Raw genomic sequence first — 25,985 nt, forward strand, 5'->3', positions numbered from 1 at the left:
ATGGAGACGACATGCAAACAGGGGAAATCAGCGAATTACGGCAGGCTGACACGGTGTTCGTGTTGTCCCACCGTCTGCGCCAGCCTCTACCAGCCAAGCCGAAGGCCTGCGTCATCCTGCTGCATGGCGTGGGCAGCAACGAGAGCAATCTCGCATCACTCGCTGCGGGCATTGACCCGGAGGTGCTCGTCGTCCTTGCACGCGGCCCGCTGCAGTTCGGGCCTGACCAGTACGGCTGGTTCCGTGTGGTGTTCTTTGCGCAGGGCCCACGCATCGACCCGGCTGAGGCCGACGCAGCGCGCCAGACCCTGACCCGGTTCATCACGCAACTCGAAACCGCCTACGAACTGCAGCCGGGCAACACCCTTGTCGCCGGCTTCAGCCAGGGCGGCATCATGAGCGCAAGCGTTGCCCTGAGCGCGCCGGAGTCCGTTCGCGGATTCGCCATCTTGTCGGGCCGCATGCTGCCAGAACTCGAACCGCATATCGCCAGTCGCGAACGTCTGGCCCATCTGCGTGCGTTCATCGCTCATGGGGAGTTCGACAGCAAGCTGCCGGTGAGCTGGGCAGAGCGCTCGGAGAAGTGGTTAGGCGACCTGGATGTGGCCTACGAGACGCATCGCTATCCGGTGGACCACACCTTGAGCGTGGAGATGCGGCAGGATTTTCTGGCTTGGGTGGGGCAAGTCTTCAACGCCGTGGGATCTGGATTGCCGAGATGAAGAAGCAGAGCCCGAGGCCACCGTCGATCACCTCCGGTCCCGCGATCGGGATGGAACGAAAAGCGCTGGGTTGCTCCGCGACCCCACCCCTGGCACGGCCACAGGGCTGTGGGGGCGGTCACGCGAACCAATAACCTTGCCGTTCCCGCGAAGGCGGGAATCCTGCGGCGTTAGTTCGTGCGCAAAGCCACTGGGTTCCCGCCTTTGCGGGAACGACGGAGTCCTGAAGGCTGAGCTGCACTGTCAGAGATGCTTGACCATCGGCGTCGCCATCAAGCTCATCCGGCGCACGGGGTCACCGGCTTTAACAAAGCCATTTCGCTCATAGAACGGACGCGCCGTCAGTGTGCTTTCAAGCGTGAGCGTGCGTAGCCCCGAGGCGCTCAACATTTCCTCCAGTGCCGCCAGCAAGGCTTTGCCCACTCCCTGGAAGAGCGCTTCCTGCATCACGTAGCAGAGGCGGATGTGGCCGGAGGATGTAGCCATCGCGAAGCCGACGATGCCGGTCTGCGTTGCCGCGACAAGCGAGAGGTTTTCGGTATTGGCTATCCAGCTGCAGAAATTTTCCGGCGTCTTGTTCTTCAGCCAGTTTTCCAGCACGAGCGCGTCGTTGTCGTGATCGAGCACGCAGCATTCCGTGATGGAGTTGCGGACTGCAGCGCAGGAGGCTGCTGCGTCTTCAATGGTGGCGAGGCGGACGGCGAGGTTCATGGGTGATAGATGAGGGCCTAACGGATGCTCTCGGTCAAGGTTGCGCCGTTCAACCAGCGATAGATCGTGTCGACGACCGCGCCTTCCTGGCCATGAAAGTGGTGCGCGGAATAGGGGCCGCAGCGCGAGGGAAAATAGGCGCCGATGTCTTCGACGAAGATCGGGTGGTATAGATCGATGAACGCGGCGCTGTAGGTCGGGCTGGCGCAGGCGTCCTTGCGGTGATGCATGAACAGGATAGGCTGTGCGAGCTTGATATCGCCGAAGTCTTCGCTGCGGCGTATTACTCCGCCCAAAGACACCACGCCGGCCACGCGCTCTTTCATTCTTGATGCAAGCGCCATCGCCGAGATCGAGCCGTTGCTGTGCCCGATCAGGTAGAGCCGGGCAGTCGGGAATTGTGCGCGAAATGCATCGAGTGCTTTCTCCGTACCTGCCAGATAGGTCTCCTCCTGCCGATACTTTGCAGCCATCTTCGGCATCGACGACGGCGAGTCGATCACCGCGACCGCTGTGCCTTCGCGCAGGAACAATCGACGGCCGTCAACCATGAATCCGCGGCCGACAAAGACCGGAGAGCCGTCGAGCAAACCCACATGCGCTTCGCCGTCACCGCCCGTAAAGAGTGCCATCAAGCGCGTGACGGGTTTGCCGTCGTCATTGCGGAATACCGCGTACTTCTGTGTGCCGCCCGAGGCAAGTTCGATTGTCTCGACGCTGTCGGCTGCATAGACGGTATGGAAAACAGGGATGGTCAGGGCCAGAGCAAGCGTGAGACGGCGATGCCAGGACATGATCTTTTCTCTCATTGTTGATAGCGATGAAGGATGTTGCCGCGTGGGCTGGAGGTAGCGAACGATACCGCATGACATGCTCATCGACACGGGTGGCAGGGGGATCCGTGTTTAAATCCGGTTTCGTCCAAGCAGCCCGTTTCCTGCCATGCCCGCTCCCGCAAGCACACATCAACAAGCGCTGAACTACGCGCTCCGGCACTCCGACTGGGCCGCCATCCGCTACTCCAGTGAAACCACGACCTGGCGTTCGATCCGCAACGACAAGCCCGAGGGTAACGACACGTCGCTCGATGAGGGCGCGATGTGCGAAGTACTGGTCGATGGGCATTTCGGTTATGCGGCGACAGCGGATCTGAGTCTGGCGGGTTTGCAGCGCGCGTTCGATCGGGCGATTGCGACGACACGTGCGACGAGCCGGCACAAGGCGCAGGCCTTTACCGTGAGCGAGCGACCGCGTGCGTTGGGCAATTACCGCAGTGCGCGCGGGCGCGATCTGGATGCCTTGAGTCTGGGCGAGATCACGGACTGCCTGCTGGCCGCCTCGCAGGCGATGCAGTTGTCGGATCAACTGGTGAATCGCACCGCGAGTGCGACGCTGGTGCAGACACGGATCGACTATTACTCCTCGAATGGTTCCGAGACGCATCAGTCGTTCGACATGCTGGATGTGACGCTCTCGGCGACGGCGGTCGATGCGGCCGAGTCGCAGACGCGCAGCTGGTCGCGCACCGGGCAGCTGGGTGGTGAGGTGTTCAATCGCGCCACGCTGATCGCGCATGCCGAGCGCACGGCGCGCGAGGCGCTGGCCTTGCTGGCTGCCGAGAATTGTCCATCCGGCCGCATGGATCTCGTGTTGATGCCGGACCAGATGATGTTGCAGATTCACGAGTCGATCGGTCATCCGCTGGAGCTGGATCGCATCCTCGGCGATGAACGCAACTACGCCGGCTGGAGCTTCGTGAAGCCTGAGGATTTCGGTCGCCTGCAGTACGGCTCGCCGCTCATGAATGTGTCATTCGACCCGACGCGGGCGAATGAACTTGCCAGTTACGATTTCGACGATGGCGGCAACCCTGCGACGCGCGAAATGCTGATTGAAAACGGCGTGCTCAAGCGCGGCCTTGGCTCGCTGGAGTCGCAGCTGCGGTCGGGCTTGTCGGGCGTAGCGAATTTCCGCTCGGCCTCGTGGAATCGCGCGCCGATCGACCGCATGGCGAACATCAATCTGGAGCCCGGCTCCTCTTCGCTTGAGGCCCTGATCGCGCAGGTCGAGCACGGTGTGTTGATGCATACCAATCGCTCATGGTCCATCGACGACTATCGCAACAAGTTCCAGTTCGGCTGCGAGTACGGGCAGTTGATAGAGAACGGTCGGCTGGGGCGCGTCGTGCGCAACCCGAATTATCGCGGCGTGACGGTGGACTTCTGGAATCGCCTCGCGGGCGTAGGGAGTCACGACGAAGTGTTCGGTACGCTGAATTGCGGCAAGGGCGAGCCGAGCCAGGTGATCCGCGTCGGCCATGCTTCGCCGCCCTGCCTGTTCCGCGATGTCGAAGTGTTCGGAGGCCAATCATGAGCGCCCGCGAAAACACGGATTTCATGGGGCGTGTGCGCGCGCTGTTCGACGCCTTGTCGGCGCGGGTGCTGGCACAGCTGGCCGATGGCGAGGCGCTGACCCTCAATCTGTCTGCCGAAGAGTCCTTGTTCGTTCGCTTCAACAACAACCGTGTGCGTCAGAACACGGACGTGGAGCAGATCGGCATCTCACTGCAGTTGCAGTGCAACGGCCGCACGGTGAGCAAGAGCCGCACGCTGAGTGGTGACGTCGAAATGGATGGCCCGGCGCTCGCGCATCTGCTCGTGCAATGCCGCGACGAGGTGGCAGTGTTGCCGCCCGATCCGTACCAGGTGCCGATAGCGAACAATGGCAGCAGCAACGAAGAGTTTCGCGGCGCCTTGCTGGCCTCGCAGGACGTGCTCGAGGCGGTCGTCGCGCCTGCCGTGGGCTGCGACCTTGCCGGCTTGTACGCGGGCGGCATCATCGTGCGTGCCAATTGCAATTCAGCGGGCCAGCGTCACTGGTTCGCGACCGAGACTTTCTTTCTCGACTATTCGCTCTACAACGGGCCGCAGGCCGCCAAGGGCTGCTATGCCGACTCGCGTTGGGACGACGCGGCCTGGGCGGCCAATCTCACGCGCACCAAGGCCTTGCTCGCGCTGCTGGCCAAACCACAACAGAGCGTGAAGCCGGGTGCATATCGCACCTATCTCGCGCCGCGCGCGTTCTCCGATCTGCTCGGCATGCTGGGCTGGAGCGCGCTGTCTGCGTCGGCCTGGAAGCAGGGCCATAGCCCGTTCAGGAAGCTGGCCGAAAACGAAGCGCGCCTGTCGCCCTTGCTGAGCATCGCGGAGAATTTCGAATTGGGCCTGACGCCGCGCTTCAACGGGCTTGGCGAGGTGTCGGCCACGCATCTGCCGCTGATCGCCCAGGGCGAACTCAAGACACTGCTGGTGAGCTCGCGCACCGCGAGGGAGTTCGGGTTGGTAGCCAATGGTGCTTCCGGCGGGGAAGGTCCGCGTGCGATGGATGTGGCTGGCGGGAGCCTGCGCGAAGAGGATGTACTGCAAGCTCTGGGTACGGGCCTGTACCTATCCAATCTGCATTACCTGAACTGGAGCGACCCGGTGTCGGCACGTGTAACCGGCATGACACGCTACGCGTGCTTCTGGGTGGAAGGTGGCGAGATCGTCGGGCCGATCAAGGATCTGCGCTGGGACGAGAGCCTCTACAACGCGCTCGGTGACAAGCTGCTGGCACTGACCTCGCACGTGGAGATCGACCCGGCGACGGACACCTATCACCGGCGCGCGCTGGGTGGTTGCCGTACGCCAGGGGCCTTGATCGAGAGTTTCACGTTCACGCTTTGAATTGGCAGCCCGGATGCAGTGAGACGGCATCCGGGGCTGGTTGTGGATCAACGCGAGGCCCCGGATTTCGGCAAACCTGCATCCGGGCTACGCAAAGCCGGGCGCGCTAAACTCTGCGTCCTCACATCTGCGGAGTTTTCCATGTCTCTCGACTCAGACCTGAACCAGATCGCTATTCAGGAAGAGCGTCTGCAATTCGACGCCTTCAATGCCACCACCGCGCTCGATATCGGCTTGCGCTTGAGGGCCTTGATCGAGTCGCGTGGCAAGAAGGCGGCCATCGACATCCAGCTGGCCGGGCATCCGCTGTTCTTTTACGCCATGCTCGGCACGACGCCGGACAACGGTGAATGGATCCGTCGCAAGCGCAACGTGGTGATGCGTTTCCACAAGAGTTCGTATGCCTTCTCGCTTGGCGTGCAGAAGAACGGCCACTCCTTGATGGAGCGCTTCGGCGCCGGGCCGGACCAGCTCGTGCTGGCGGGCGGCGGCTTCCCGATACGCTTGCGCGATTCGGGCGTGGTGGGTTCGATCACCGTCTCCGGGCTGCCGCAGCGCGATGACCATGGCGTGATCGTCGAAGTGCTGGCTGACGTGCTCGGGCAGAACATTGCCGAGCTGGCACTCGGGCCAGAAGAGCGGTAGGCGATAGCGTGTTGCCGCAGATGCTCTACGTGCTCGATCTGATCGGCTGCGCGGTCTTTGCCGTCAGCGGCGCGCTGGCGGCAGGCAGGGCCGGGCTGGATTTCTTCGGCGTGATGGTGATCGCCACCATCACGGCCATCGGCGGTGGCTCCGTGCGCGATGTGCTGATGAACCGGCACCCGATTTTCTGGATCCGCGACCCGCGCTATCTCTACCTGACTTGCGTGACCGGCTTGCTGACGGTGCTGTGGGTGCAGTACCTGCCGATACCCGCGCAGTCCTTGCTGATTGCCGACGCGCTTGGCCTCGCCTTGTTTGCCATTTGTGGCGCGCAACTGGCCGAAGCGGCGGGCTACCGCAGCATCATCGTGGTGTTGATGGGTACGCTCACCGGCACGGCGGGTGGCGTGATACGCGATGTGCTCAGCGCGCACGTGCCACTGCTATTGCGCAAGGACGTCTATGCATCGGCGGCCATTGCCGGCATCTGCGTCTACCTGCTGCTCAAGGCCATGCGCGTACCGGAGGCTTGGGCGTTCGTCGCCGGCTTTGTCGTCGTTGCGGCAATGCGCCTGCTGGCGCTGGCCCATGGTTGGCAATTGCCGGTGTTCCACATGGCGTGAGATGTGGTTCTTGAGCGCAGGCCGTGCGACCCGCGTCACGCGCGTCTGCCCGTAGGTGCATTGACGGGGTGACGACATACCCCCAGCGCAGGGGGGATTCTCGCTACGGCACCTGCTTACCCTGATGGCATGGTCGGATGTCTCGGCGGGATTCCCGATTGAGGCTGCGACGGTCTGTTCGGGGGCTGGCGATGACTCACTTCAAGCAGTATGCAATGCTCGTAAAGCTGTTCGTAGTGCTGGCGATGGGGGCCCTGGTTGGCAGTGTCGCCGCCGCGGAAAGCGCCGTCACGACGATCTACATGGTGGGTACTGACGGCGTGATCTGGGATGTCGGCACCGTGACGCTGGAACAGTCGGCGTACGGGCTGGTGCTGACGCCAGCGCTATCGGGCTTGCCGCCGGGGGCGCACGGCTTTCACGTGCACGAGAAGCCGAGCTGCAATGCCGCGGAGCAGGACGGCAAGCTGGTGCCTGCGCTGGCTGCAGGCGGGCACTACGACCCACAAGGCAGCAAGAAGCACGGCACGCCCTGGGGCGATGGTCATGTGGGCGACCTGCCGGCGCTGACGGTACTTGCGGATGGCTCGGCGCGTACACCGGTCCTGGCGCCGCGCCTGAAGGTGGAGGACGTGCGTGGTCACGCCTTGATGATTCATGCCGGGGGCGATAACCACGCCGATCATCCGGCCCCGCTGGGCGGTGGCGGTGCGCGGCTGTACTGCGGCGTGATCTGGTGAGGCGCCGGTCAGCCTTCACCGCGCTCTGGTAGCGCCTCGCTGACGGGCCGCGTCTCCAGTTCAGTTTCCGCATCGCTCTCGTCCTTGAGCGCAACGCCGGTCAATCGTCGTGCGCGTGCTTCTCCCATCAGCCATAGCAGCTTGTGCGCGGCCTGTTCGTAGCTCAGGCCGCCTGCCGGGCGGATGTTGGAGATGCAGTTGCGTTCGGCGTCCTTGCGGCCGACGCGTGGCGTCCAGGTGAGGTAGATGCCGAGGCTGTCGGCAGCAGACAGGCCGGGGCGTTCGCCGATCAGCATGGCGACCTGACGCGCGCCGAGCAATTCGCCGATTTCGTCGCCGAGTGCCACGCGTGCTTGCTTCGCAATCACCAGGGGGCCGATGTGCCAGCCTTTGCCTGCCAGCGCAGCACGAGCGAGCAGGCTCACCGCTGCAGCGTGTTGCTGGGTGGCGAGGGCCGACAGGCCGTCGGCCAGGACGAAAACAACGTCATAGGGCAGCTCTGGCGCGGTGCGCGTTTCGAGGCGCGCACGTGAGCTGTCGTCAAGGCGGCGCCCAAGGTCCGGGCGACGCAGGTAGATGTCGCGTGACGCGGCAGCGCTGGCCACCTCCACGACTTCCAGATCTCCCAATGCGGTGCGCAGGCCTTGTACGTCGAGGGGCAGATGCACTGCGTCGCGGGCGCGGGCATGGGCAAGCTGGAAGGCGAGCATGGGTGCCGTTGGCAGACTGGCACCGCTGCGACCTTGCGCAATGCGTGCATCAGTGAAGCTGCGCAGGCTTTGCCAGGCGTCTTCAACGAACGTGCTCAAGCGGCACCTCCTGTACCCATGCCGAGCAGGGGATGTTGCGCGTCTACGCCGAGCAGGAGCCCCTGATCCATGATGCGCATGCGCGCCAGCCAGTCGGCGAATTCCGGTGCGGGCTGCAGACCGAGCAGCTTGCGCAGGTAGAGCGCGTCATGGAACGAACTGCTCTGATAGTTGAGCATGATGTCGTCGGCGCCCGGCACGCCCATGAAGTAGGTGCAGCCGGCGACGGCGAGCAGGGTCATGAGATTGTCCATGTCGTCCTGGTCGGCCTCTGCGTGGTTGGTGTAGCAGACGTCGCAGCCCATTGGCAGGCCGAGGAGCTTGCCGCAGAAATGATCTTCCAGCCCGGCGCGGGCGATCTGTTTGCCGTCGTGCAGGTACTCGGGGCCGATGAAGCCGACGACGCTGTTGACCAGCAGCGGCTCGAAGTGGCGCGCGACGGCGTACGCACGTGCTTCGCAAGTCTGCTGGTCGAGGCCGTGATGCGCGCCGGCGGAGAGGCAACTGCCTTGCCCGGTCTCGAAGTACATGACGTTATTGCCGAGCGTGCCGCGCGCCAGTGACAGCGCAGCGGCACGCGCCTCACCCAGCACGGCGAGATCGATGCCAAAGCTGCGGTTGGCCACCTCGGTGCCGGCGATGGACTGGAACACGAGATCGACCGCCGCACCGCGCGCGATGGCCTCGATGCTGCTGGTGACATGCGTCAGCACGCAGGACTGGGTGGGGATGTCGTAGCGCTGGCGCACTTCGTCGATCATGCCGAGCAGGCGGATGACGTTCTGCAGGCTGTCTGACGCGGGATTGATGCCGATGACCGCGTCACCCGCGCCGTACAGCAGGCCGTCGAGCATCGAGGCTGCAATGCCCCGGGCATCGTCCGTCGGGTGGTTGGGTTGCAGGCGGATCGCCAGGCGCCCGGGCAGGCCCAGCGTGTTGCGGAACCGCGTAGTGACGCGGCATTTGCTGGCGACAAGGATCAGGTCCTGGTTGCGCATCAGCTTCGCCACGGCCGCGGCCATCTCGGGCGTGATGCCGCGCGCGACGCCGGCGAGCGTCGCGCTGTCCGTCTCGTAGGCGAGCAGCCAGTCGCGAAACGCGCCGACGCTGAGCGTGCTGAGCGGTGCGAACGCGGCCTTGTCGTGCGTGTCGATGATCAGCCGCGTGACTTCGTCTGCCTCGTAGGGGATCAGTGCTTCGTCGAGAAAGTGTTGCAGTGGTATGTCGGCCAGGCACATGCGCGCGGCGACACGCTCTTCATCGGTGCTTGCAGCGATGCCCGCCAGCTCGTCGCCCGATTTGCGCGCACTGGCGCGTGCCATCACCGTGGCGAGGTCGGCAAACTTCCATGTGTGCGCATCCAGCGTGTGGCGGTATTCCGGCATGTCGATCCCTTGCGCGGCGAGCGGTGTGCGCTTGCCTGCACGCAAGTATCGTGCGCTGGCGTGTCGCCTGCGTGACGGCTCAGTTCAGGGCCGCGCTGCCGGCAACGATCAGGCGCTCGGCCAGTGCCGTGCTGTCGCGCACGTCGAGCCGCTCATACACCCGCCGCAGGTGATCGATGACGGTGCTTTCCTTGACGCGCAGATCCTGGGCGATCTCGCGCTGGGTACGGCCCTTGGCCCAGTGCAGGCTGACCAGTTGTTGTTGCGCGCTGAGCCCGAGCTGGTGCGCGCCGCGCGCCGCCGTCAGCAGGCGGGGTTGCTGGTGCTGACCGTAGATGATGAAACCGGGGCTCGATATGGTCGGGCCGGCCTCCAGTGGATAGCCGCGCCACAGGAACAGCCCCCAGCGGTTCTGCGTATCGAGGCGTGCTTCAGCCGCCGGCTCGCCCTTGTGCAGATGCTGCAGGCGTTTGAGCAAGGGCATCAGCAGGGGTGGCAGCGTGCTGGGGGAGGGGCCCAGCGTCTCGTCGCGCGCGAAGCGCAACAGGCGGCTGAAGGAAGGGCTGCAATGCAGGATGCGCCCGTTCCAGTCCACCAGGGTGGTCGCCGAGTTGTTGCTGTCGGTCCAGTCGTGAATGGCCTTCAGTGGCGGGCGCAGCGCATGCATGACATGCGTCTTGAAGCCCTCCAGCGTAGCCCAGTCTGCGTCGGAGAATGGCGTCTGGCTCTCTTCGCGCGTCATCATGAGCGCCCCCCAGCCGCGCCGGCCATCATCGACGATGGAGACGATGACGTGCCGGCAATGACAGGGGCGTACGACTTCGGAGTAGAACGCACTGTTCACGAACTCCCGGTCGATATGTGCGGTGTTCGCAACGTAGCGTCCGCCCTTCATCCAGTCCGTGAAATCTCCCTGTAGCTTGCGGACATGGCCGTTGGCGCGCAGCGCGGCATAAGCCGGGTAGGTCTTGTAGACCGCTTCTTTCTGCGCGTAGACGGCGGCGATGTCGAAGTCCTCGCCGGCCCAGAAGAAGCTGCCGGAATCTGCGTCGACGATGCTGCGCAGCCCTTCGACGATTTCCGGCATCACCGTCGCGTCCGGCAGTCCCAACGAGCATAAGTGGCGCACATAAGCACTGGTGCGGGATGACTTGTAGTTGCTCATGTCATGTCTCGTGCTGTCTGGATCGACTTCCAGCATAGGACGCTGACAGGCGCAGCCTTGCATCCTGCCCGTTAGGGTGATGTGTCCCCGTTTTTGCCTGAAAGGGTACGTCCCTGCATTGCCGATACCCCCTCTGCATGGGGGCGCCTCGGGCGGATTTCGCGCAAGTATGCAGGCCTCGGGCGTGGGCCCCCTGCCAGCGAGGCGGTGCCGTGAGCATTCACGAAATTTATGTCTTCGTTCTGCAGTGGGCGTTCGCCATCCTCAGCTACCTGCGCATCTGCGCCTACGTGCCGACCTGCCGGCGGCTCATGCGGCCGGGGGCGCGCGGCGACGACTATTCCCTGCAGACCTGGATGATCTGGGCGTTCAGTCATCTGGCATTCGTCCTGATGCTGCTGGAGCAGGGCAACTACGAGATCAACGCGATGCTCGTCGTGAGCATCCTCAACATGCTGCTGTGCTTCGTGACGGCATTCCTCATCGCGCGTTTGCGACTGCCGCGACACGAGCCTGGCGATGCAAAGCGCGAGCGACTCGCCGGGCGCGGGGCCGCTTTGCGACCCTAGCGGCGTTTTGCTGCAGCCACGAATGCCGGGTGCTGTGACACGGCCTTGCCCGTCAAGGCTTGGGCGTGGCTGCGTTCTACTTCCGAGCAGGCCAGCAGTTCGGCGACCAGCGCGTCGAGGAACACGCGCGTGCGGGTCGGCATGAGCTTGCGGCCCGGCATGACGCCCCACACGGTGACCGGTGGGCCGGACCAGTCGGGCAGTACGCGTTCCAGCAGCCCGGCGTCGACGGCAGGCTGGGCGAAGCGATCGGTGAACAGCGCGATGCCGAGACCGTGAGATGTCAGTTGCATGACGAGATCGATGGCGTTGGCGGCCAGCGGGCCGTCTGGCAGACCTTCCCACTTCTCCTTGTTCTTTGTGTCCTGCGTGTCATTGCGCACGAGCTGCCAGGGAGCGATATCGCCGGAGCTGCCGAACATGTGCAGGCCGACGTGTTTCAGCAACTCGTCAGGCGTTTTCGGCCGGCCATAGCGGTTGAGATAGGCCGGGCTGGCGTAGAGGGAGTTCGACATATCGGCAAGGCGCCGTGCGACGAGGGTGGCGTCGTCCGGCAGGCTGGAGGCGATGCGGATGGCAAGGTCGAACTGTTCGGCCAGCAGGTCGACGCGGCGCGGTGACATGTCCAGCTCCAGCCGCACCTCGGGATAGTTCTCGCAGAACTTCAGGAAGAAGGTGCTGAGGATCAGCTTGTCGGAGAAGCCCGGCGGCATGGTCACGCGCAGGCGGCCGCGCGGCAGCACCTGGCGATGCTGGGCGTAGGCGATGGCGGCTTCCGTCTCCTCCTGCAGGCGGCGCGCGTGCTCGAAGATGCCCTGGCCGAATTCGGTCAGGGCGAGCTTGCGCGTGCTGCGGGCGAGCAGGCGTTCGCCGAGGCGCGTTTCGAGCCCCGCAATGCGCCGGGAGACCGTGGATTTGGGCAGGCCGACCTGATCGGCCGCACGCGAGAAGCTGCCGGCTTCGGCCACCTTGGCAAACAGCATCAGGTCGTTGGCATCGAGTTCCATGTGTTTCTCCAAGGCTGCAAGACTGTTGCATTGATGGAACAATGTAATCCAGTTTACGGGCTTCTGTCTTGTTTTTGAGGCGACTAAAGTTCGTTCCATGGCGGTGCAACACAGGGCCGCAGCCAACCGAACAGGAGAACGATCATGAACATCCTTCAAATCAATGCCAGCGCTCGTAGCGAAGGTTCGCAATCCACCCATCTCGCCAAGGAAGTGGTCGTCCATCTGCTCGACGCACATCCCGATGCGAATGTCGTCGTCCGCGACCTGGCCCGCCAACCTTTCCCCGTACTGGACGAAGCCGCTCTCGGCGCGCTCTTTACGCCAGAAGCGCAACGCACCCCTGAACAAGCCGCTCGCGTCGCCATCGACGATGCCGCGATCGCTGAAATCCAGGCTGCCAATATCGTCGTGATCGGCGTGCCGATGTACAACTTCGGTGTGCCTGTGCAGCTGAAGGCCTGGATCGACGCAATCTCGCGTGCCCGGGTGACCTTCACCTACACCGACAAGGGCCCGCAAGGTCTGCTGACCGGCAAGAAGGTGTACGTGGTGCTGGCCCGCGGTGGTCTGTATCGCGACACGGCAGCGGATTCGCAAGTGCCTTACCTGCGCACCGTGCTCGGTTTCCTGGGCATGAGCGACGTCGAGTTCATCTATGCTGAAGGCCTTGCAATGGGTGAAGAAGCTGCGCAGAAGGCCCTGGCCGAAGCACGCAAGGACATCAAGGCGATCGCCGCCTGAAGTGCGCCTGAGGCGCTTGCAGTAATGCAGTAGTACAAGAGTTGTTGAACCGGGGCTGCCTGCGGGCGGCCCCATCACTTGAGGAGAGCAACATGAACGCACCACAAACAACGCAGACCGTGACCGCAACGAGCGTCGCACGCTCGCGTGCCGTGGAGCGCCTGGTGCAAGGTCAGGCGACTTCGGACGGCGCCGGCGTCAAGCTGACGCGCGTGCTGACCAATAACCTGCAACGTCGCCTCGATCCTTTCCTCATGCTCGATGCATTCCGCAACGAGAATCCGGAAGACTACATGGGCGGCTTTCCCGATCACCCGCACCGTGGCTTCGAGACGGTTACCTACATGCTCGCCGGTCGCATGCGTCATCACGACAACGCGGGCAATGAAGGCCTGCTCGGCCCCGGTGGCGCGCAGTGGATGACGGCGGGTAGCGGCCTGATCCACTCCGAATTGCCGGAGCAGGAAGATGGCTTGATGGAAGGCTTCCAGCTGTGGGTGAACCTGCCCGCGAAGAACAAGATGATCGCGCCGTTCTATCGCGACATCCCGACCGAGCACATCCCCGAGTTCGCGGTTGAAGGTGATGTGAAGGTACGCGTGATTGCGGGTGCCAGCCACGACGTGGAAGGCGCGGTGACGCGTCCCGATACCGAGCCGCTGTACATCGACGTGCATCTGCCTGCAGGTGGGCGTTTCGCGCAGCAATTGCCGGTGGGGCATAACGCCTTCATCTACACCTATCGCGGCGAAGCTTCGGTGGGTGGCAAAGCAGTGCCGGATCGTCACATGGCGATTCTTGCCAACGATGGCGGCGATGGTGTCGTGATCGAGGCCAGCGTGCCGACACGCGTGATCCTGATCGCCGGCAAGCCGCTCAACGAGCCGATCGCGCAGTACGGCCCGTTCGTGATGAACACTGCCGAGCAGATCCAGCAGACCTTGCAGGACTACCATGACGGCAAGTTCGACAGGGTGACGGTGCAGGCGCTGGCAGGCTGAAGATGAGGTGATGAAATGAAACGGCGGTCTGATCCAGACCGCCGTTTTTCTTTTTCAGAGTCCCAAAAAATCCTTGTCATCCCGGCCTTCGCCGGGATGACAAACTTGATTTCAGCTACTGCGGCCAGAAGCCTTGTCGATCGCAGCAGCGCTCATGACGGCAGCACTCACGGATTCGGCTGGTACTTCACTGAGCGATTGCGCCGGCGCTTCGACCGGAATGTACAGGATGAAGGCCGTGCCTTCGTCGGGCGTGCTGTCGAGCTGGATCTGGCCGCCGAGCAAGGTCGTCACGATGTTGTAGACGATGTACAGGCCCAGCCCGCTGCCGCCTTCGCCCATGCGTGTCGTGAAGAAGGGGTCGAAGACACGGCCCTGGCGTTCCTTGGGGATGCCGATGCCATTGTCGGCAATGGTCAGGCGCACTTCGCCCGGCGCACTCAGGCGCGCCGAGACATGCAGGTCGCCGCTCTCTCCGGGCCGGTAGCCGTGCACCATGGCATTGATGATGAGATTGCTGACCACCTGGTCGAGCGGGCCGGGATAGCTGTCGAGTTCGATGTCATCCGGAATGTCGATGGTGATGCTGTGCTGCGCCTTGCGGATGGCCGGCCCCATGGCGGCCACCACCTCGGCGATGGTCTTGGCTAGGTTGAAGCGGCGCCGCTGCTCGCTGGTCTGATCTACCGCGACCTGCTTGAAGTTGGTGACCAGCGATACCGCGCGATGCGTATTGCGTTCGATCAGCGAACAGCCTTCCACGCAGGTCTCGACCATGCGTGCGAAGTCGGACTTCTTGAGCTGACCGGACAGGGTCAGCTTCGCAAACTCTGCCATGTGCTCACGCAACGAGGTCGACGCGATCAGGGCGTTGCCCAGCGGCGTGTTGAGTTCGTGCGCGACGCCGGCCACAAGGCTGCCCAGCGAAGCGAGTTTCTCGCTATGTACGAGCTGATCCATGGCTTGCGAGAGTTGCTGGTTCGAGCGCTCCAGTGCGGCTGTACGCTCATGCACGCGCTGTTCCAGACCCTGGTTGAGGCGCAGGATTTCCTGTTCCGACGCTTTCTGCGCGGTGATGTCCTTGGCGGTACCGCTGTAGCCGAGGAAGCGGCCTTCGGTGTCATACAGCGGATCACCGTTCGACTGCAGGTACAGGATGGAGCCATCGGGCATCGGCACCGAGAATTCAAAGTTGCGGAACGGTTCGTGCGCTTCCACGCGCCGTTTGTGCTCCTGCCATTTCTCGCGTTGCTCGGGCGTGCGCAGGTGTGGCCAGGCACTCTCCCAGCGCGTTGCGCCAAGACGCAGGACGTTCTTCTCCAGCAACTCGTCAGCACGGTTGCCGGTGAAGGAGATGTAGCGGTACTCCGCGTCCTGTTCCCACAGCAGGTCGCTCGACATGTCGGACAGGCTGCGGAAGCGAGATTCGCTGTTGCGCAGCGCATTCTCGGCGCGCACGCGCTCCAGCGCACTTTCGCGGAACGAGGTGAGCGAGCCGGCGAGCTGCCCCAGTTCGTTCTTGCCGAGATCCGGCACCGGATGCTCGAAGTTGTTGTTCGAGAAGGCCTCGACGGACTGCATGAGCTGGGCCAGTGGGCTGCGGATGGAGCGCGCGATCATCGCGCTGAACAGGAAGGTGATCGCGACGACCAGAACGCCGACCAGCACCGTGGACACATTGATCACCATCAGCTGATGCGCATAGCGGCTGCTCAGGCTCAGCTCGATGGCGGCGTAGCGCTGGTCGAGCAGGCGCGCCGCCTGTGCGATGGTCTGCTGGCCGGCTTCGATCTTTCGGTCGAGCACCAGATTGCGTTTCGCAGAGGCGCGTTGCAGGCTGCCCAGGCCGGAGATCATCGTATGCACTTTGCTCTGTAGCTGGCGCAGCGCCGAGCGCTCGATCTCGCCTGGTGCGAACTCTTCCAGGACCGGTGCAAGCGCCGCCACGCGCTCGAGCGAGGCGCGGGTGCTCAGGCTCGTCTTGGTCTCGCGTTTCACATAGAACGAGTTGATCTTCAGCAGGGACTCGATGAAGGTATTGATCAGCGATAGCGAGGCTGGCCCAACCAGCGTCTGCTTGTGCTGTTGCACGGTTTCGCCCATCACCAGGGCCAGCAGATCGGCTGCGCGTTCGCTGGGGTCCTGCAGCTCGGTCTGATAGATATTGTCGATCTCTGCGTTGAGCGACCTGAGCTCGCGGTAGCCCTCGATGAAGGAGCGCAGCCCGTCACGCATGGCCGTGAAGCTGGCGGCGTTTTCATCGTTCTCTTGCTCGATCTTCTCCAGGTCGGCAAACAGCGTGGCCGTCGACTTGTCGATCTGCAGGATCAGGTCTTCGTTCGGCATCGTGATGTATTCGCGGATGCTGGCTTGCAGGCGAGCCGTCTCGGTGTCGAAGCGGCGCAGCTGGCGCTGTTCGGTGTTGAGTCGTTCGATGGCCGTGAAATAGCGATCCTTGATCACGCTGCTGAGAATGCTGAGTGCCAGCAACAGACTCAGACCAACGACGTTCAGCAGGAACAGGTGGCGCAGGCGCTGCCTGATCGGAATGGCATTGAGCCAGCTGGAGATACCGTCACGAAGGGCGCGCAGTCTGAGTTGCATCGAGCGTCATTGCACGGCGCGGATGCGCCGGATCAGGTCCTGCTGTACGGGGTCGGCGGCAAAGCGTGCATAGGCTGGTTGCACGGCGGCTTCGAAGCGCGCCAGCTCTTGCGGCGGAATGTCATTGAATTTGATGCCGGCCAGCTTCAGCGAAGCTTCGACGCGCTCCTCGCGCTGCACCCACATGTCGCGCATCATCGTCATCGATTCGCGCGCTGCGCTGCGCAGCAGGTTTTGCTCTGCAACCGACAGCTTGTCCCATACCTGGCGCGAAATGACGAGGACATCCGGCGACATGCTGTGATGGGTCAGCGAGTAGAAGGGCGCGCTGCGGAAATGCTCTTCGCTGCTATAGGTGGGGGAGTTGTTTTCTCCAGCCTCGACGATGCCGGTCTTGAGCGCGCGCCCGGTCTGCACGAAAGGCAGGCGCACGGGCCTGGCCTGCAGCAACTCGAAGACGTAGGTTGCGAGAGGCGTGGGCTGGACGCGGATGGCGAGATCCTTCATGTCGTCCAGCGTGCGGATGGGCTTTTTGGCCGTGTAGATATTGCGCACGCCCGCATCGAAGTAGGCAAGGCCGATCAGGCCTTGGGGGCGCAGCGAATCGAGAATCTCCTTGCCGATCGGCCCGTCCAGTACCTTGTGCAAGTGCTGGATGTCGCGAAACAGGTAAGGCAGGGACAGCACGCGCATCTGCGGCGAGGCAGGGTCCAGCGCTTGGGCGCTGATGCGTGTCATGTCCAGCTTGCCTGCCTTGACCAGGTCCAGCAGCGGGCCCTCATCGCCGAGCAGGCCGGAGTCGAATACGCGGATGCCCAGCTTGCCGTTGGTTTTCTTCGAGACGATCTGTCCCATGAAGATCACCGCCTGCACGGTCGGATAGTCTTCGGTATGCACGTCGGCGCTGCGTAGCACGCGCTTCGCGTCAGCCGCCTGTGTGCCAGTGCCGACTGCCATGGCGATGATTGCCGCAGCTACGAGCGTCACCACGCGGGCGCATGCGTTGCTGCGGAGTTTTCCGGCCATCATCATTTGCGGACTGCGTCCTTCCTGGCGTCTTTGCCGGAGTCGGCCGGTGCAATGGTCGTGGGCAGGCTGCCGCCGTGATGTTTGCGGTAGATAGCGCCCAGGTTGTCGTTGCGCAGATTGGCGACGACCCAGTCGTTGATCCAGTCACGCAGCGGCTTCTCACCGTTGGGCATGCCAACCGCGATATTGAAGACGCTCTGCATGAACTGGATGACCATGGGGCGCTTCGGCTTGTCACGGTTGTAGCGATCGACCAGTGATTGCGGCGCCGAGAGGATGTCGAACTCGCCGGCGGCGTACCCTGCGAGCATCTTCGTGTTCTCCGGGTATTCAAGAGGCATGGCACCCGGCGCATCATGAATCAAGGAGGTGAGATTCGAGCTGTTGGCCAGGATGCCGACGGTCTTGCCATCGAGATCCAGCATGGAGTTGTACTGGTGCGCCTGCGGCGCGGCGATGACAACGGGGATTTGCGAGTAGGGCACCGAGAAGGCAATCTGGCGCTCGCGCTCCGGTGTGATCGACAGCGTGGACAAGACAAGATCAGCGCGCCGTTCCAGCAACACCGTGACGCGCTCGCTGGCGGGAATGCGGACGATCTCCAGCTTGACGCCGAGGCCTCGAGCCAGAAGGCGGGCCGTATCGATCTCCGAGCCAACGAGATTGTTGTTGGCATCCAGATAGTTGAAAGGTGGCGTGGCGGCTGACATGGCGACACGCACCTTGCCATCAGCCCGGATCCGGGCGAGCAGATCGGCGTGGGCCTGCGTAACCGCCAGCAGCGTCAGGCAGCTTGCAGTCAGCCTGCGCAACCATCTGCATGGCGTGGCCGCTACCCTGCGGGAGGTGTTCGCAAGACTATGCATGGCTGCCGGCTTCAGCGCACCAATGCCTTCGGCATGACTGTTTCAGGCAGGTCTTGCCCGTGGTAACGACGGTAGATCGTGTTCAGCTTGCCGTTGCCAAGATTCTTCGCCACCCATGCGTTGATCCACTCGCGCAGGCTGCGCTCGCTCTTGCGGATGCCGACTGCGACCTCGAATTCCCTCTGGATGAATTTTTCCTCGATAGGGCGATCCGGCGCGAGGCGATTGACCTCGTCGATATCGGCGCGTTGTGCCGAGATGATGTCGAACTGGCGTTTGACGTAGCCATCGAGCAGGGCATGCTCATCTTCGTACTCGACGATGTCCACGCCTGTGGTGTTCTGCTTGAGCTGAGCGCCGTTGGAGGTATTGCGCCCGACGCCGACCTTCTTGCCGACCAGGTCGCGATAGCCGGTGACCTGCAATTTCTTCGGCGCACCAATGACCAGCGCGATGACAGAGTAGGGGACCGAGAAGGAAATGGCCCGTTCACGCTCCGGCGTGATGGAGAGTGCTGAAAGAATGATGTCAGCCTTATTCGACAACAGGGTGTCGATGCGGTCGGCATTCGCTACATAGACAAAATCGATGGCCACCCCGAGATCCTTGGCGAGCAGCTTGGCCGTATCGACATCAGAACCGGTGAAGCCGAGCTTTGGATCCTGATAACTGAAGTTGGGCAAGCCGTTGATGATCGCGACGCGGATGCGGTTTACAGCCTTGATGTCCGCCAGCTGGTCAGCGCTTGCCGCGCCTGACGCAAGCAGGCCCAGCAGAAGCAGTCCGCAGCGCAAGGCCTGGTGGATGGGGCGTGAGTGGCTCATCGGGATTTGTCTCCATTCTTTGATGGCACGAGCCGGTTCATGCCAGCTCATCTTCTTGTCCTGTTTTAACGAGCGCTGTTGCTTGATCTTGAATTGCCGGGTGCATGGCAAAACGGGGCCCGATGTGCAATATGGCACGATTCCGGCCGGTGACGCTACGGGGGGCAAACCCTCGACAGAGCGGCTGGGGGTGCCGGCCGACGAGGACTAGCGGCATTCCAGGCAAAGGTTCGACGGCGTGCACAGAGGGCGTCCAGAAGTGTGTCCATGCATGTCGAAAGTGTAAAAAGTACTAGGAAAACAGGCGGTTTTATGAAATGATGCTGACCCTTGTGCAACGCACCAACGCCGCGTTGCAACAAATGACTAGTAGCATCGTCCCCAGCATGACCCCGAAGCGGGTCGATCTTGCAGCGCCGTAGAGCTGCATTTTCCGTCTGTTGGTCGATGTTGTGACCAACCCGGCACGTCCTTACAAAGGAGCCTGTGCCCCGACGGAGCGCCCTCAGTAGCCTCCAGTCCCGATCGCGCCTTCAGTTACGGCGTAAGGGCCGCTTTTGTCCACGACTTTGGACAGGCGACGCAATCGGAGCTGGCCGGATGCAAGCGGGTGATACACGCATCAATGAGCAACGCAGTAGAAAACAATACCAATAGCACCTCCCCCGACACGTCAGATTCCCCGACTTTTGCAAGCCTGGGCCTGGCCCAGCCCTTGCTGAACGCCATTCACGCGCTCGGCTTCACGACCCCGACCCCTGTGCAAGCTGCAGCCGTACCGGCCGCCATGCAAGGCGGTGACTGGATGGTCAGCAGCAAGACCGGCAGCGGCAAGACCGCGGCCTTCCTGATTCCGACGCTCAACGTGCTGATGAACGAAGACACGTCGAAGCTGAGCCAGGCCGTTGGCCCGCGCATCCTCGTGCTGTGTCCGACGCGTGAGCTGGCCGCCCAGGTTGCGACCGATGCCATCAATCTCGTCAAGCAGGCGCGTGGCATCCGCATTGCCACCGTCGTTGGTGGTATGCCTTTCCCGAAGCAGATCGCGTCCCTGCGCGGTGCTGCTGTTGTGATCGCAACGCCGGGCCGTTTGCTGGATCTGGCCAATCGCCGCGCATTGCGCCTCGACAACGTGGCCTGCCTGGTCTGCGACGAAGCCGACCGCATGCTGGACCTAGGCTTTGCCGAAGACCTCGAAGCCATTCACGACCTGTGCCGCGGCCGTTCGCAGACGCTGATGTTCTCGGCGACGTTTGCGCCGCGCATCATGCAACTGGCATCCAGCCTGATGAACGAGCCGGGCCGTCTCGAACTGGCAACTGCACAAGACAAGCACACCGATATCACCCAAACCCTGCACTGGGTCGACGGCTTCGCACACAAGCGCAAGCTGCTGGCGCACTGGCTGGCGGATACCTCGATCGATCAGGCCCTCATCTTCACCAGCACCCAGGCGGACGCCGATCTCCTGGCTGGCGAACTCGAAGCCGAAGGTCACGCGGCAGCAGCACTGCACGGAGCCATGCCACAGGCGGTGCGTAATCGTCGTCTGAAGAGCCTGCGCGACGGCCGCATCCGTGTGCTGGTCGCCACTGACGTTGCTGCGCGCGGCATCGATGTGCCGACCATCAGTCACGTCATCAACTTCGGTTTGCCGATGAAGGCGGAGGACTATGTTCACCGTATTGGCCGTACCGGTCGTGCCGGCCGCACCGGTATTGCGGTCACGCTGGCCGAATACCGCGACCGTTCGAAGATCATGGCAATCGAGCGCTATACGCAGCAACGCATCGCGCCGAGTGAAATCGCCGGTCTCGAGCCAAAGCCGCCTGTGCGCCGTGAAGGGCGTAGTGATGGCCGCGGTTTCGGCGATCGCCCGCGCTTTGGTGACAAGCCACGTAGCTTCGGCGACAAACCGCGCAGTTTTGGTGATGATCGCGCGCCACGCAGCTTCAGTGATCGCCCGGCACGCATCTTCAACGATGCCAAGCCACGCTTCAACGCTGACGCGCCGCGTCGCCAGTTCGGTGAAGGCTCGTCTGACAGCCGCCCGGCGCGTTCCGGAAGTGGCGACAGCCGTCCGCCACGCCGTGACGATCGTTAAACAAGGTTTCATGGCCTCATGAAAACGGCGCGGATCGCAAGATTCCGCGCCGTTTTTCATTGGTTTTCATGCCTTGGGGCGGTGGGCTGGTTTGCAGCTCAAGGCCGCGTGAGGCGCGCCGCCATTGCGCCTCGTCATATCCACCCTTGTAGCAAGTCGTGGCCTGTGGCGTGCTTTGTCGTAGAATTAAAGGCTTGCCGCGTTCTTGCCGAAGAATACAAGGCAACCTGCTTCCGGCAGTTTCGTGACCTCACATACAGGAGACGCTTTCCATGGCCAAGGGCGACATCATTCAGCTCAAGTTTCACGAATTCCAAGACCCGTCCACCGGCGCACGTGTCACCCGCCTCACGCCCACCGATGTGACCTGTCACCGTAATTACTTCTATCAGAAGTGTTTCACCAACGACGGCAGCAAGCTGCTGTTCGGTGGCCTGTTCGACAACGATAGCTGGAACGCGTACCTGCTCGACTTCAAGACCCAGACCGCACGCCAGATCACCGACGGCAAGGGCAAGGTCGACAACACCTTCGGTAACTTCCTGTCGCCTGACGACAAGTACCTCTATTACGTCAAGGGCGGCCGCGAACTGCGCCGTGTCGAACTGGATTCGCTCGAAGAGCACATTCTTTACACCGTGCCGCAAGGCTATAAGGGTTACGGCACCTGGGTCTCCAACTCGGAATGCACCAAGCTGGTCGGTATTGAAGTGGTCGAAGGCGACTTGCTGCCCCTCAAGACCTGGGAAGAGTTCGCGGTCCAGTACCACAACAAGCCACGCTGCCGTCTCGTAGTCATCGATATTGCGACGGGCACCAGCAAGGTCATCTTCGAACAAGCCAAATGGATGGGCCACCCGCTGTACCGTCCGTTCGATGACCACACGGTCGCTTTCTGCCATGAAGGTCCGCACGACCTGGTCGATGCCCGTATGTGGTTCGTCGATGAAGACGGCAAGAACGTGCGCAAGGTCAAGGAACATGAGGAAGGCGAAAGCTGCACCCACGAGTTCTTCGTGCCGGACGGCTCCAAGATGCTTTACGTCTCTTATAAAAAGGGCAGCACCGAGCGCTGGATTTGCGCTGCGGACCCCGTCACCCTGGAAAACGAAGCGCTTCTCACCATGCCGGCGTGTTCGCACCTGTACAGCAACTACGACGGTTCCCTGGCTGTTGGCGATGGCTGCGATACACCGCCGGACGTGGCGGATACAGCGGCTCACACCCACGAGAACGATCCGTTCCTGTACTTGTTCGATCTGAAAAACAAGACGACCAAGAAGATCTGCGAGCACCGCACGTCCTGGAAGGTTTATCGCGAAGACCGTCAAGTCACGCACCCGCACCCATCATTTACGCCTGATGACAAGCGCGTCTTGTTTACCAGCGATTTTGAGGGTGAGCCTGCTCTGTACCTGGCTGATCTGCCTGCATAAACACCGCTTCTCGCAAAATGAAAAAGGCCGCTTTGCGGCCTTTTTCATTTGTATGTACGAAGCGATTTGTTCTGCGCCGCACAATTCAAACGTGTGTTGCATGAACGCAACAAACCGCTGTTTACGTCTCTCTTTAATCGTTGTCTGCCTTGCTGTGAGCGCAAAGCCTTTGCAAGAATGCTTCACCACTTCTCGGTCTTTGGAGAGGTAAGGCGATCAGGCAACATGTTTCCCCTGGTCGAATTCAATTTTGAGGAGAAACTCAATGCAGAAGAAACTCATCGCCCTTGCCGTCGCTGGCCTGATGTCCGGCGCCGCTTTCGCGCAAACTTCCGTCACCATCGGCGGCAAGTTCGACGCTGGCTACCAGTTCAAGCGTACCTCCAAGGCCGATACGGCCGCTGGTGGCCCGAACGGCGGCTCGACCACCGAGACCCTGGGTGACGGCGCAGCCAGCACCTCGCGTATCACGGTTGGTGCCAAGGAAACCCTGTCCCCAGGTTGGGAAGCAGGTGTGAGCTTGGATCTGCGTTTCGGCACGATCGAAGAAGGCAAGGGTTTCACGCAAGATTCGACCAAGACCATCAACGGTCAAGGTGGTATCAACAGCAACGATAAGAAGGCTCTGTACCTGACGACTCCGATCGGTACTGTGCAGTGGGGCGTGATCAACGCTGGCGACAACTTCTACCTGGCCGAAAAGCCATACATGGTCAGCCCGAAGGACCTGGAAATCGTCAAGTACGGTATCGCAACGTACCGTATCACGGCTCTGACCAGCCGCGTGACTGACATCCGCACCCCGACGATCAACATGGGCCCGGTCGGTCTGTTGTTCAAGGGTCAATACGCATTCGGCGACAACCGTAAGAGCGGCGACAGCAACATCAGCGCTGCTAACAGCGGTGACGCCCTGTCCGGCGGCTTTGAATACAAGGTCGGCGACGTGGTCAATGGTGGTTTCGACTACCTCCATCGTACGCCAAGCACCAACGGCGGAACTGTTCCTGGCGTCACTGCCGTCGAAGGCTTCAACTTCTGGCGCTTCTACACCAGCGTGATGCCTGTCAAGGGTCTGAAGATCGCCGGTACCTACATCGATCAACGTGGTTATGGCCAGAACACGGTCAACTCGCAGCGTAGCGGCTGGGCCGACAAGGTTACCAACGCTGTCATCAGCTACAACCTGAACGACAAGCTGGAAATCGGCGCGGAATACTCGATCGTGCGTGACGTGGGCGAATTCCGTAACAGCGGCCATGGCTACATGTTCGGTGGTGCTTACTTCCTGTCGAAGAACACCTACATCTATGCTGCCTTCCAGAAGGCTGACTGGCAGTCGAATGCCTCCGCTTACGGCGGCAAGTACGACGGTACCGCGCCAGGCTTCAGTGGCACGGCATCGAAGGTCGACAGCAACTACACCCGCTTCGGTCTGGTCAAGGAGTTCTGATCGTTTTTACGAACGAACAGAAAAAGAAAGCAGCCTTCGGGCTGCTTTTTTTTGCCATACGCTCTCGTGCCCGGTGCCGTTGGTTGCCGCTTCTTCCTGCCTGCAGAAGATAAAATATCGAAATTCAAGATTTTCGGTGACGTATGGCACAGATACACCAGGCAGTCGTGCAAGGCTTGATGACGCAGGCACTTTCCTCGCACCAGGCAGGGCAATACGGCAAGGCGGAGCAATTTTATCAATCTGTCTTGCAATTTGCCCCTGAGTATTTTGATGCTCTCCACCTCATGGGGGTGCTGGAAGATGAGCGTGGCAACGGCGTTCTTGCCGTGCAGTACATCCGGAAAGCTTTGGCGATCAATCCGCGAGTGCCTCATGCCCATGTGAATCTTGGTTCGGCGTTGCGGCGGCTGGGTCGATTGGACGAAGCGCTTGATAGCTATGACGCAGCGATTGCCGTGCAACCAGATCTAGCCCTTGCGCATTTCAATCGAGGCAATGTACTGCGTGATATGACGCGGCTTGAGGAGGCATTCGACAGCTTTTGCGAGGCCGCCAGACTTGACCCCGATGACGCCGACGCTCGTAATAATTGCGGCTCCATGCTCTGGAAGGCCCGCAAATATGAAGAAGCTCTTCCTTATTTTGATGGGGCGCTTGCCATAAACCCCTTCCACTTTGATGCCCTTATCAATAAAGGCAGCACGTTGGAAAAGCTGGAGAGGGATGATGAGGCGCTTGAGCTTTATGAACGGGTCTTGTCGCGACAGCCGGATCACGTCGTGGCGATCGTTAATCGTGGCTCAGCCTTGGAGGGAAAGGGGTTTACGGAGGAGGCTTTACAGCATTATCTGCTTGCGCAGCGCCATGCTCCGGACGATGTGAGTGCAAACTTGAATGAAGGGTTTTGCCGGCTCAAGCAAGGGGATTTTGAAGTTGGCCTCGAGAAGTACGAGTGGCGCTGGAAAGGTCCGCAAGAAAGAGGGAATCGGCAATTTGAGATCCCTCGCTGGAATGGAGAAGACTTGGCCGGCAAGAGGATTCTGCTGCATGCCGAGCAAGGTTTTGGAGATACGCTGCAGTTTTGCAGATATGCATCGTTATTGGCGCAGCGAAGAGCGAACGTTGTTCTGGAGGTCCCTCCGTCGCTTGTTCGGTTGCTCGAGAAATTAGATGGTGTTGAGCGCGTGCTTGCCCATGGCGCTGCGCTTCCAGACGCCGATTTTCACTGCCCGCTACTGAGTGTGCCGCTGCTGGTAAAGACGAGAGTAGCGAGTATCCCGGCGGAGACTCCTTACCTGTACGTGCCAGACGATTCCTATGAAAAATGGGCACGCAAGATAGGTATTTCTGCCAGACGGCGCATCGGTATTGCTTGGGGGACTACGACCAAGGATACAAAGAAAGTACTGCCTATCAGTGTTCTGAGCGAGTTGTTCGATTGCAACTGCGATTTCTTTGTCGTGCAAAAAGACATACGCGAGAGCGACAGGGTAGTGCTTGAGTCTTACCCAAACGTGCGAATTGTCAGTGACGAACTATCAGATTTCTGTGATACGGCGGCGCTGTTATCGCTTATGGATAGAGTTGTCACGATAGATACCTCGATCGCGCATCTTGCTGGGGCACTGGGGTTGCGTGCGTGGATCATGTTGCACGTTGCTGCGGATTGGCGATGGTTCGAAGGGCGAGAAGACTCGCCATGGTACCCAACGGTCAGGTTGGTCCGGCAGTCAAGCGCCGCGGATTGGAACTCGGTAGTCCAGCGGGTCAAGCTAGCGTTGAACGACCTGATTGAGCGTGTCGAGTAATTCGGTGGAGCA

The 25,985-nt window shown here is 61.6% G+C and carries 23 protein-coding genes; 13 read left to right on the forward strand and 10 right to left on the reverse strand.

Going from position 1 to position 25,985, the window contains the following annotated elements:
- Window positions 1-11 precede the first annotated feature (11 nt).
- Entirely contained in the window at window positions 12-722 is a 711-nt protein-coding gene (locus VVD49_RS09115; RefSeq protein ID WP_327598827.1) for an alpha/beta hydrolase, read from the forward strand.
- A 243-nt stretch (window positions 723-965) separates the two neighbouring features.
- Here the strand turns inward: VVD49_RS09115 and VVD49_RS09120 are convergent, their stop codons facing one another.
- Together VVD49_RS09120 and VVD49_RS09125 are read right to left on the reverse strand one after the other, a co-directional pair.
- A complete protein-coding gene (locus VVD49_RS09120; protein ID WP_327598828.1) occupies window positions 966-1,349 on the reverse strand; it encodes a GNAT family N-acetyltransferase in 384 nt (127 codons plus the stop codon).
- Window positions 1,350-1,450: 101 nt separating this feature from the next.
- Window positions 1,451-2,227 carry an alpha/beta fold hydrolase gene (locus VVD49_RS09125; RefSeq protein WP_327598829.1) on the reverse strand — a complete coding sequence of 259 codons (777 nt, stop codon included), beginning with the start codon at window positions 2,225-2,227 and terminating at the stop codon, window positions 1,451-1,453.
- Between the two features lie 148 nt (window positions 2,228-2,375).
- On the opposite strand from VVD49_RS09125, the gene VVD49_RS09130 reads away from it, so the two are divergent.
- The 5 genes from VVD49_RS09130 (at window position 2,376) to sodC (ending at window position 7,166) form a co-directional block, all read left to right on the forward strand.
- Window positions 2,376-3,806 (forward strand): TldD/PmbA family protein, encoded by a 1,431-nt coding sequence (locus VVD49_RS09130; protein WP_327598830.1) that lies wholly within the window; start codon window positions 2,376-2,378, stop codon window positions 3,804-3,806.
- Window positions 3,803-5,158: a TldD/PmbA family protein gene (locus VVD49_RS09135; RefSeq protein WP_327598831.1), complete on the forward strand. Its 1,356-nt coding sequence runs from the start codon at window positions 3,803-3,805 to the stop codon at window positions 5,156-5,158. Before VVD49_RS09130 ends, VVD49_RS09135 begins: the two co-directional genes overlap by 4 nt.
- Window positions 5,159-5,299: 141 nt before the next feature.
- Entirely contained in the window at window positions 5,300-5,803 is a 504-nt protein-coding gene (locus tag VVD49_RS09140) for a heme-degrading domain-containing protein (protein WP_327598832.1), read from the forward strand.
- A gap of 8 nt (window positions 5,804-5,811) precedes the next feature.
- Entirely contained in the window at window positions 5,812-6,426 is a 615-nt protein-coding gene (locus VVD49_RS09145; protein ID WP_327598833.1) for a trimeric intracellular cation channel family protein, read from the forward strand.
- 215 nt (window positions 6,427-6,641) lie between these two features.
- Window positions 6,642-7,166: a superoxide dismutase [Cu-Zn] SodC gene (gene sodC, locus VVD49_RS09150; RefSeq protein ID WP_327598834.1), complete on the forward strand. Its 525-nt coding sequence runs from the start codon at window positions 6,642-6,644 to the stop codon at window positions 7,164-7,166.
- A gap of 8 nt (window positions 7,167-7,174) precedes the next feature.
- Here the strand turns inward: sodC and eutC are convergent, their stop codons facing one another.
- Genes eutC through VVD49_RS09165 form a run of 3 tightly spaced genes read right to left on the reverse strand, consistent with a single transcriptional unit; the run spans window position 7,175 to window position 10,525 of the window.
- Window positions 7,175-7,975: an ethanolamine ammonia-lyase subunit EutC gene (gene eutC, locus VVD49_RS09155; RefSeq protein WP_327598835.1), complete on the reverse strand. Its 801-nt coding sequence runs from the start codon at window positions 7,973-7,975 to the stop codon at window positions 7,175-7,177.
- Entirely contained in the window at window positions 7,972-9,405 is a 1,434-nt protein-coding gene (locus tag VVD49_RS09160) for an ethanolamine ammonia-lyase subunit EutB (RefSeq protein ID WP_327598836.1), read from the reverse strand. Before VVD49_RS09160 ends, eutC begins: the two co-directional genes overlap by 4 nt.
- A gap of 34 nt (window positions 9,406-9,439) precedes the next feature.
- The gene (locus VVD49_RS09165; protein ID WP_327598837.1) at window positions 9,440-10,525 is read right to left on the reverse strand and encodes a response regulator transcription factor; all 1,086 of its coding nucleotides are present in this window, start codon (window positions 10,523-10,525) and stop codon (window positions 9,440-9,442) included.
- 212 nt (window positions 10,526-10,737) lie between these two features.
- On the opposite strand from VVD49_RS09165, the gene VVD49_RS09170 reads away from it, so the two are divergent.
- Window positions 10,738-11,094, forward strand: coding sequence for a hypothetical protein (locus VVD49_RS09170; protein WP_327598838.1), 357 nt, complete (start codon window positions 10,738-10,740; stop codon window positions 11,092-11,094).
- Here VVD49_RS09170 and VVD49_RS09175 read toward each other — a convergent pair.
- Window positions 11,091-12,101, reverse strand: coding sequence for a LysR family transcriptional regulator (locus VVD49_RS09175; RefSeq protein WP_327598839.1), 1,011 nt, complete (start codon window positions 12,099-12,101; stop codon window positions 11,091-11,093). The genes VVD49_RS09170 and VVD49_RS09175 overlap by 4 nt on opposite strands.
- Window positions 12,102-12,245: 144 nt before the next feature.
- Between VVD49_RS09175 and VVD49_RS09180 the strand changes: the two genes are divergently transcribed.
- Together VVD49_RS09180 and VVD49_RS09185 are read left to right on the forward strand one after the other, a co-directional pair.
- Window positions 12,246-12,845, forward strand: coding sequence for an FMN-dependent NADH-azoreductase (locus VVD49_RS09180; protein WP_327598840.1), 600 nt, complete (start codon window positions 12,246-12,248; stop codon window positions 12,843-12,845).
- 92 nt (window positions 12,846-12,937) lie between these two features.
- Window positions 12,938-13,846, forward strand: a complete 909-nt coding sequence (locus tag VVD49_RS09185) for a pirin family protein (protein ID WP_327598841.1) — start codon at window positions 12,938-12,940, stop codon at window positions 13,844-13,846.
- A gap of 111 nt (window positions 13,847-13,957) precedes the next feature.
- Here the strand turns inward: VVD49_RS09185 and VVD49_RS09190 are convergent, their stop codons facing one another.
- From VVD49_RS09190 to VVD49_RS09205, 4 genes are read right to left on the reverse strand one after another with little or no spacing between them, the layout of a single operon-like run.
- Window positions 13,958-16,450: an ATP-binding protein gene (locus tag VVD49_RS09190; RefSeq protein ID WP_327598842.1), complete on the reverse strand. Its 2,493-nt coding sequence runs from the start codon at window positions 16,448-16,450 to the stop codon at window positions 13,958-13,960.
- 6 nt (window positions 16,451-16,456) lie between these two features.
- Window positions 16,457-17,482, reverse strand: a complete 1,026-nt coding sequence (locus VVD49_RS09195; RefSeq protein WP_327598843.1) for a TRAP transporter substrate-binding protein — start codon at window positions 17,480-17,482, stop codon at window positions 16,457-16,459.
- Entirely contained in the window at window positions 17,479-18,345 is an 867-nt protein-coding gene (locus VVD49_RS09200; protein ID WP_327598844.1) for a transporter substrate-binding domain-containing protein, read from the reverse strand. The genes VVD49_RS09195 and VVD49_RS09200 overlap by 4 nt, the downstream gene beginning before the upstream one ends.
- 11 nt (window positions 18,346-18,356) lie before the next feature.
- The gene (locus VVD49_RS09205; RefSeq protein ID WP_327598845.1) at window positions 18,357-19,169 is read right to left on the reverse strand and encodes a transporter substrate-binding domain-containing protein; all 813 of its coding nucleotides are present in this window, start codon (window positions 19,167-19,169) and stop codon (window positions 18,357-18,359) included.
- Window positions 19,170-19,794: 625 nt separating this feature from the next.
- Here VVD49_RS09205 and VVD49_RS09210 point away from each other — a divergent pair.
- From VVD49_RS09210 to VVD49_RS09225, 4 genes are all read left to right on the forward strand, one after another.
- Window positions 19,795-21,273, forward strand: a complete 1,479-nt coding sequence (locus tag VVD49_RS09210; RefSeq protein ID WP_327598846.1) for a DEAD/DEAH box helicase — start codon at window positions 19,795-19,797, stop codon at window positions 21,271-21,273.
- A gap of 272 nt (window positions 21,274-21,545) precedes the next feature.
- A complete protein-coding gene (locus tag VVD49_RS09215; RefSeq protein WP_327598847.1) occupies window positions 21,546-22,709 on the forward strand; it encodes an oligogalacturonate lyase family protein in 1,164 nt (387 codons plus the stop codon).
- Window positions 22,710-22,974: 265 nt separating this feature from the next.
- A complete protein-coding gene (locus VVD49_RS09220) occupies window positions 22,975-24,162 on the forward strand; it encodes a porin (RefSeq protein ID WP_327598848.1) in 1,188 nt (395 codons plus the stop codon).
- A gap of 179 nt (window positions 24,163-24,341) precedes the next feature.
- A complete protein-coding gene (locus VVD49_RS09225; RefSeq protein ID WP_327598849.1) occupies window positions 24,342-25,973 on the forward strand; it encodes a tetratricopeptide repeat protein in 1,632 nt (543 codons plus the stop codon).
- The last annotated feature ends 12 nt before the right edge of the window (window positions 25,974-25,985 follow it).

Source organism: Uliginosibacterium silvisoli (assembly GCF_036017035.1).
Taxonomy (GTDB): Bacteria; Pseudomonadota; Gammaproteobacteria; order Burkholderiales; family Rhodocyclaceae; genus Viridibacterium; species Viridibacterium silvisoli.

What these genes read in the sequence shown, in the direction of transcription:
- VVD49_RS09115 (WP_327598827.1), top strand. Translation starts at nt 12, where the DNA reads ATGCAAACAGGGGAAATCAGCGAATTACGGCAGGCTGACACGGTGTTC.
- VVD49_RS09125 (WP_327598829.1), bottom strand. Translation starts at nt 2,227, where the DNA reads ATGTCCTGGCATCGCCGTCTCACGCTTGCTCTGGCCCTGACCATCCCT.
- VVD49_RS09130 (WP_327598830.1), top strand. Translation starts at nt 2,376, where the DNA reads ATGCCCGCTCCCGCAAGCACACATCAACAAGCGCTGAACTACGCGCTC.
- VVD49_RS09135 (WP_327598831.1), top strand. Translation starts at nt 3,803, where the DNA reads ATGAGCGCCCGCGAAAACACGGATTTCATGGGGCGTGTGCGCGCGCTG.
- VVD49_RS09140 (WP_327598832.1), top strand. Translation starts at nt 5,300, where the DNA reads ATGTCTCTCGACTCAGACCTGAACCAGATCGCTATTCAGGAAGAGCGT.
- sodC (WP_327598834.1), top strand. Translation starts at nt 6,642, where the DNA reads ATGCTCGTAAAGCTGTTCGTAGTGCTGGCGATGGGGGCCCTGGTTGGC.
- VVD49_RS09165 (WP_327598837.1), bottom strand. Translation starts at nt 10,525, where the DNA reads ATGAGCAACTACAAGTCATCCCGCACCAGTGCTTATGTGCGCCACTTA.
- VVD49_RS09175 (WP_327598839.1), bottom strand. Translation starts at nt 12,101, where the DNA reads ATGGAACTCGATGCCAACGACCTGATGCTGTTTGCCAAGGTGGCCGAA.
- VVD49_RS09180 (WP_327598840.1), top strand. Translation starts at nt 12,246, where the DNA reads ATGAACATCCTTCAAATCAATGCCAGCGCTCGTAGCGAAGGTTCGCAA.
- VVD49_RS09185 (WP_327598841.1), top strand. Translation starts at nt 12,938, where the DNA reads ATGAACGCACCACAAACAACGCAGACCGTGACCGCAACGAGCGTCGCA.
- VVD49_RS09190 (WP_327598842.1), bottom strand. Translation starts at nt 16,450, where the DNA reads ATGCAACTCAGACTGCGCGCCCTTCGTGACGGTATCTCCAGCTGGCTC.
- VVD49_RS09195 (WP_327598843.1), bottom strand. Translation starts at nt 17,482, where the DNA reads ATGATGATGGCCGGAAAACTCCGCAGCAACGCATGCGCCCGCGTGGTG.
- VVD49_RS09200 (WP_327598844.1), bottom strand. Translation starts at nt 18,345, where the DNA reads ATGCATAGTCTTGCGAACACCTCCCGCAGGGTAGCGGCCACGCCATGC.
- VVD49_RS09205 (WP_327598845.1), bottom strand. Translation starts at nt 19,169, where the DNA reads ATGAGCCACTCACGCCCCATCCACCAGGCCTTGCGCTGCGGACTGCTT.
- VVD49_RS09210 (WP_327598846.1), top strand. Translation starts at nt 19,795, where the DNA reads ATGAGCAACGCAGTAGAAAACAATACCAATAGCACCTCCCCCGACACG.
- VVD49_RS09215 (WP_327598847.1), top strand. Translation starts at nt 21,546, where the DNA reads ATGGCCAAGGGCGACATCATTCAGCTCAAGTTTCACGAATTCCAAGAC.
- VVD49_RS09220 (WP_327598848.1), top strand. Translation starts at nt 22,975, where the DNA reads ATGCAGAAGAAACTCATCGCCCTTGCCGTCGCTGGCCTGATGTCCGGC.
- VVD49_RS09225 (WP_327598849.1), top strand. Translation starts at nt 24,342, where the DNA reads ATGACGCAGGCACTTTCCTCGCACCAGGCAGGGCAATACGGCAAGGCG.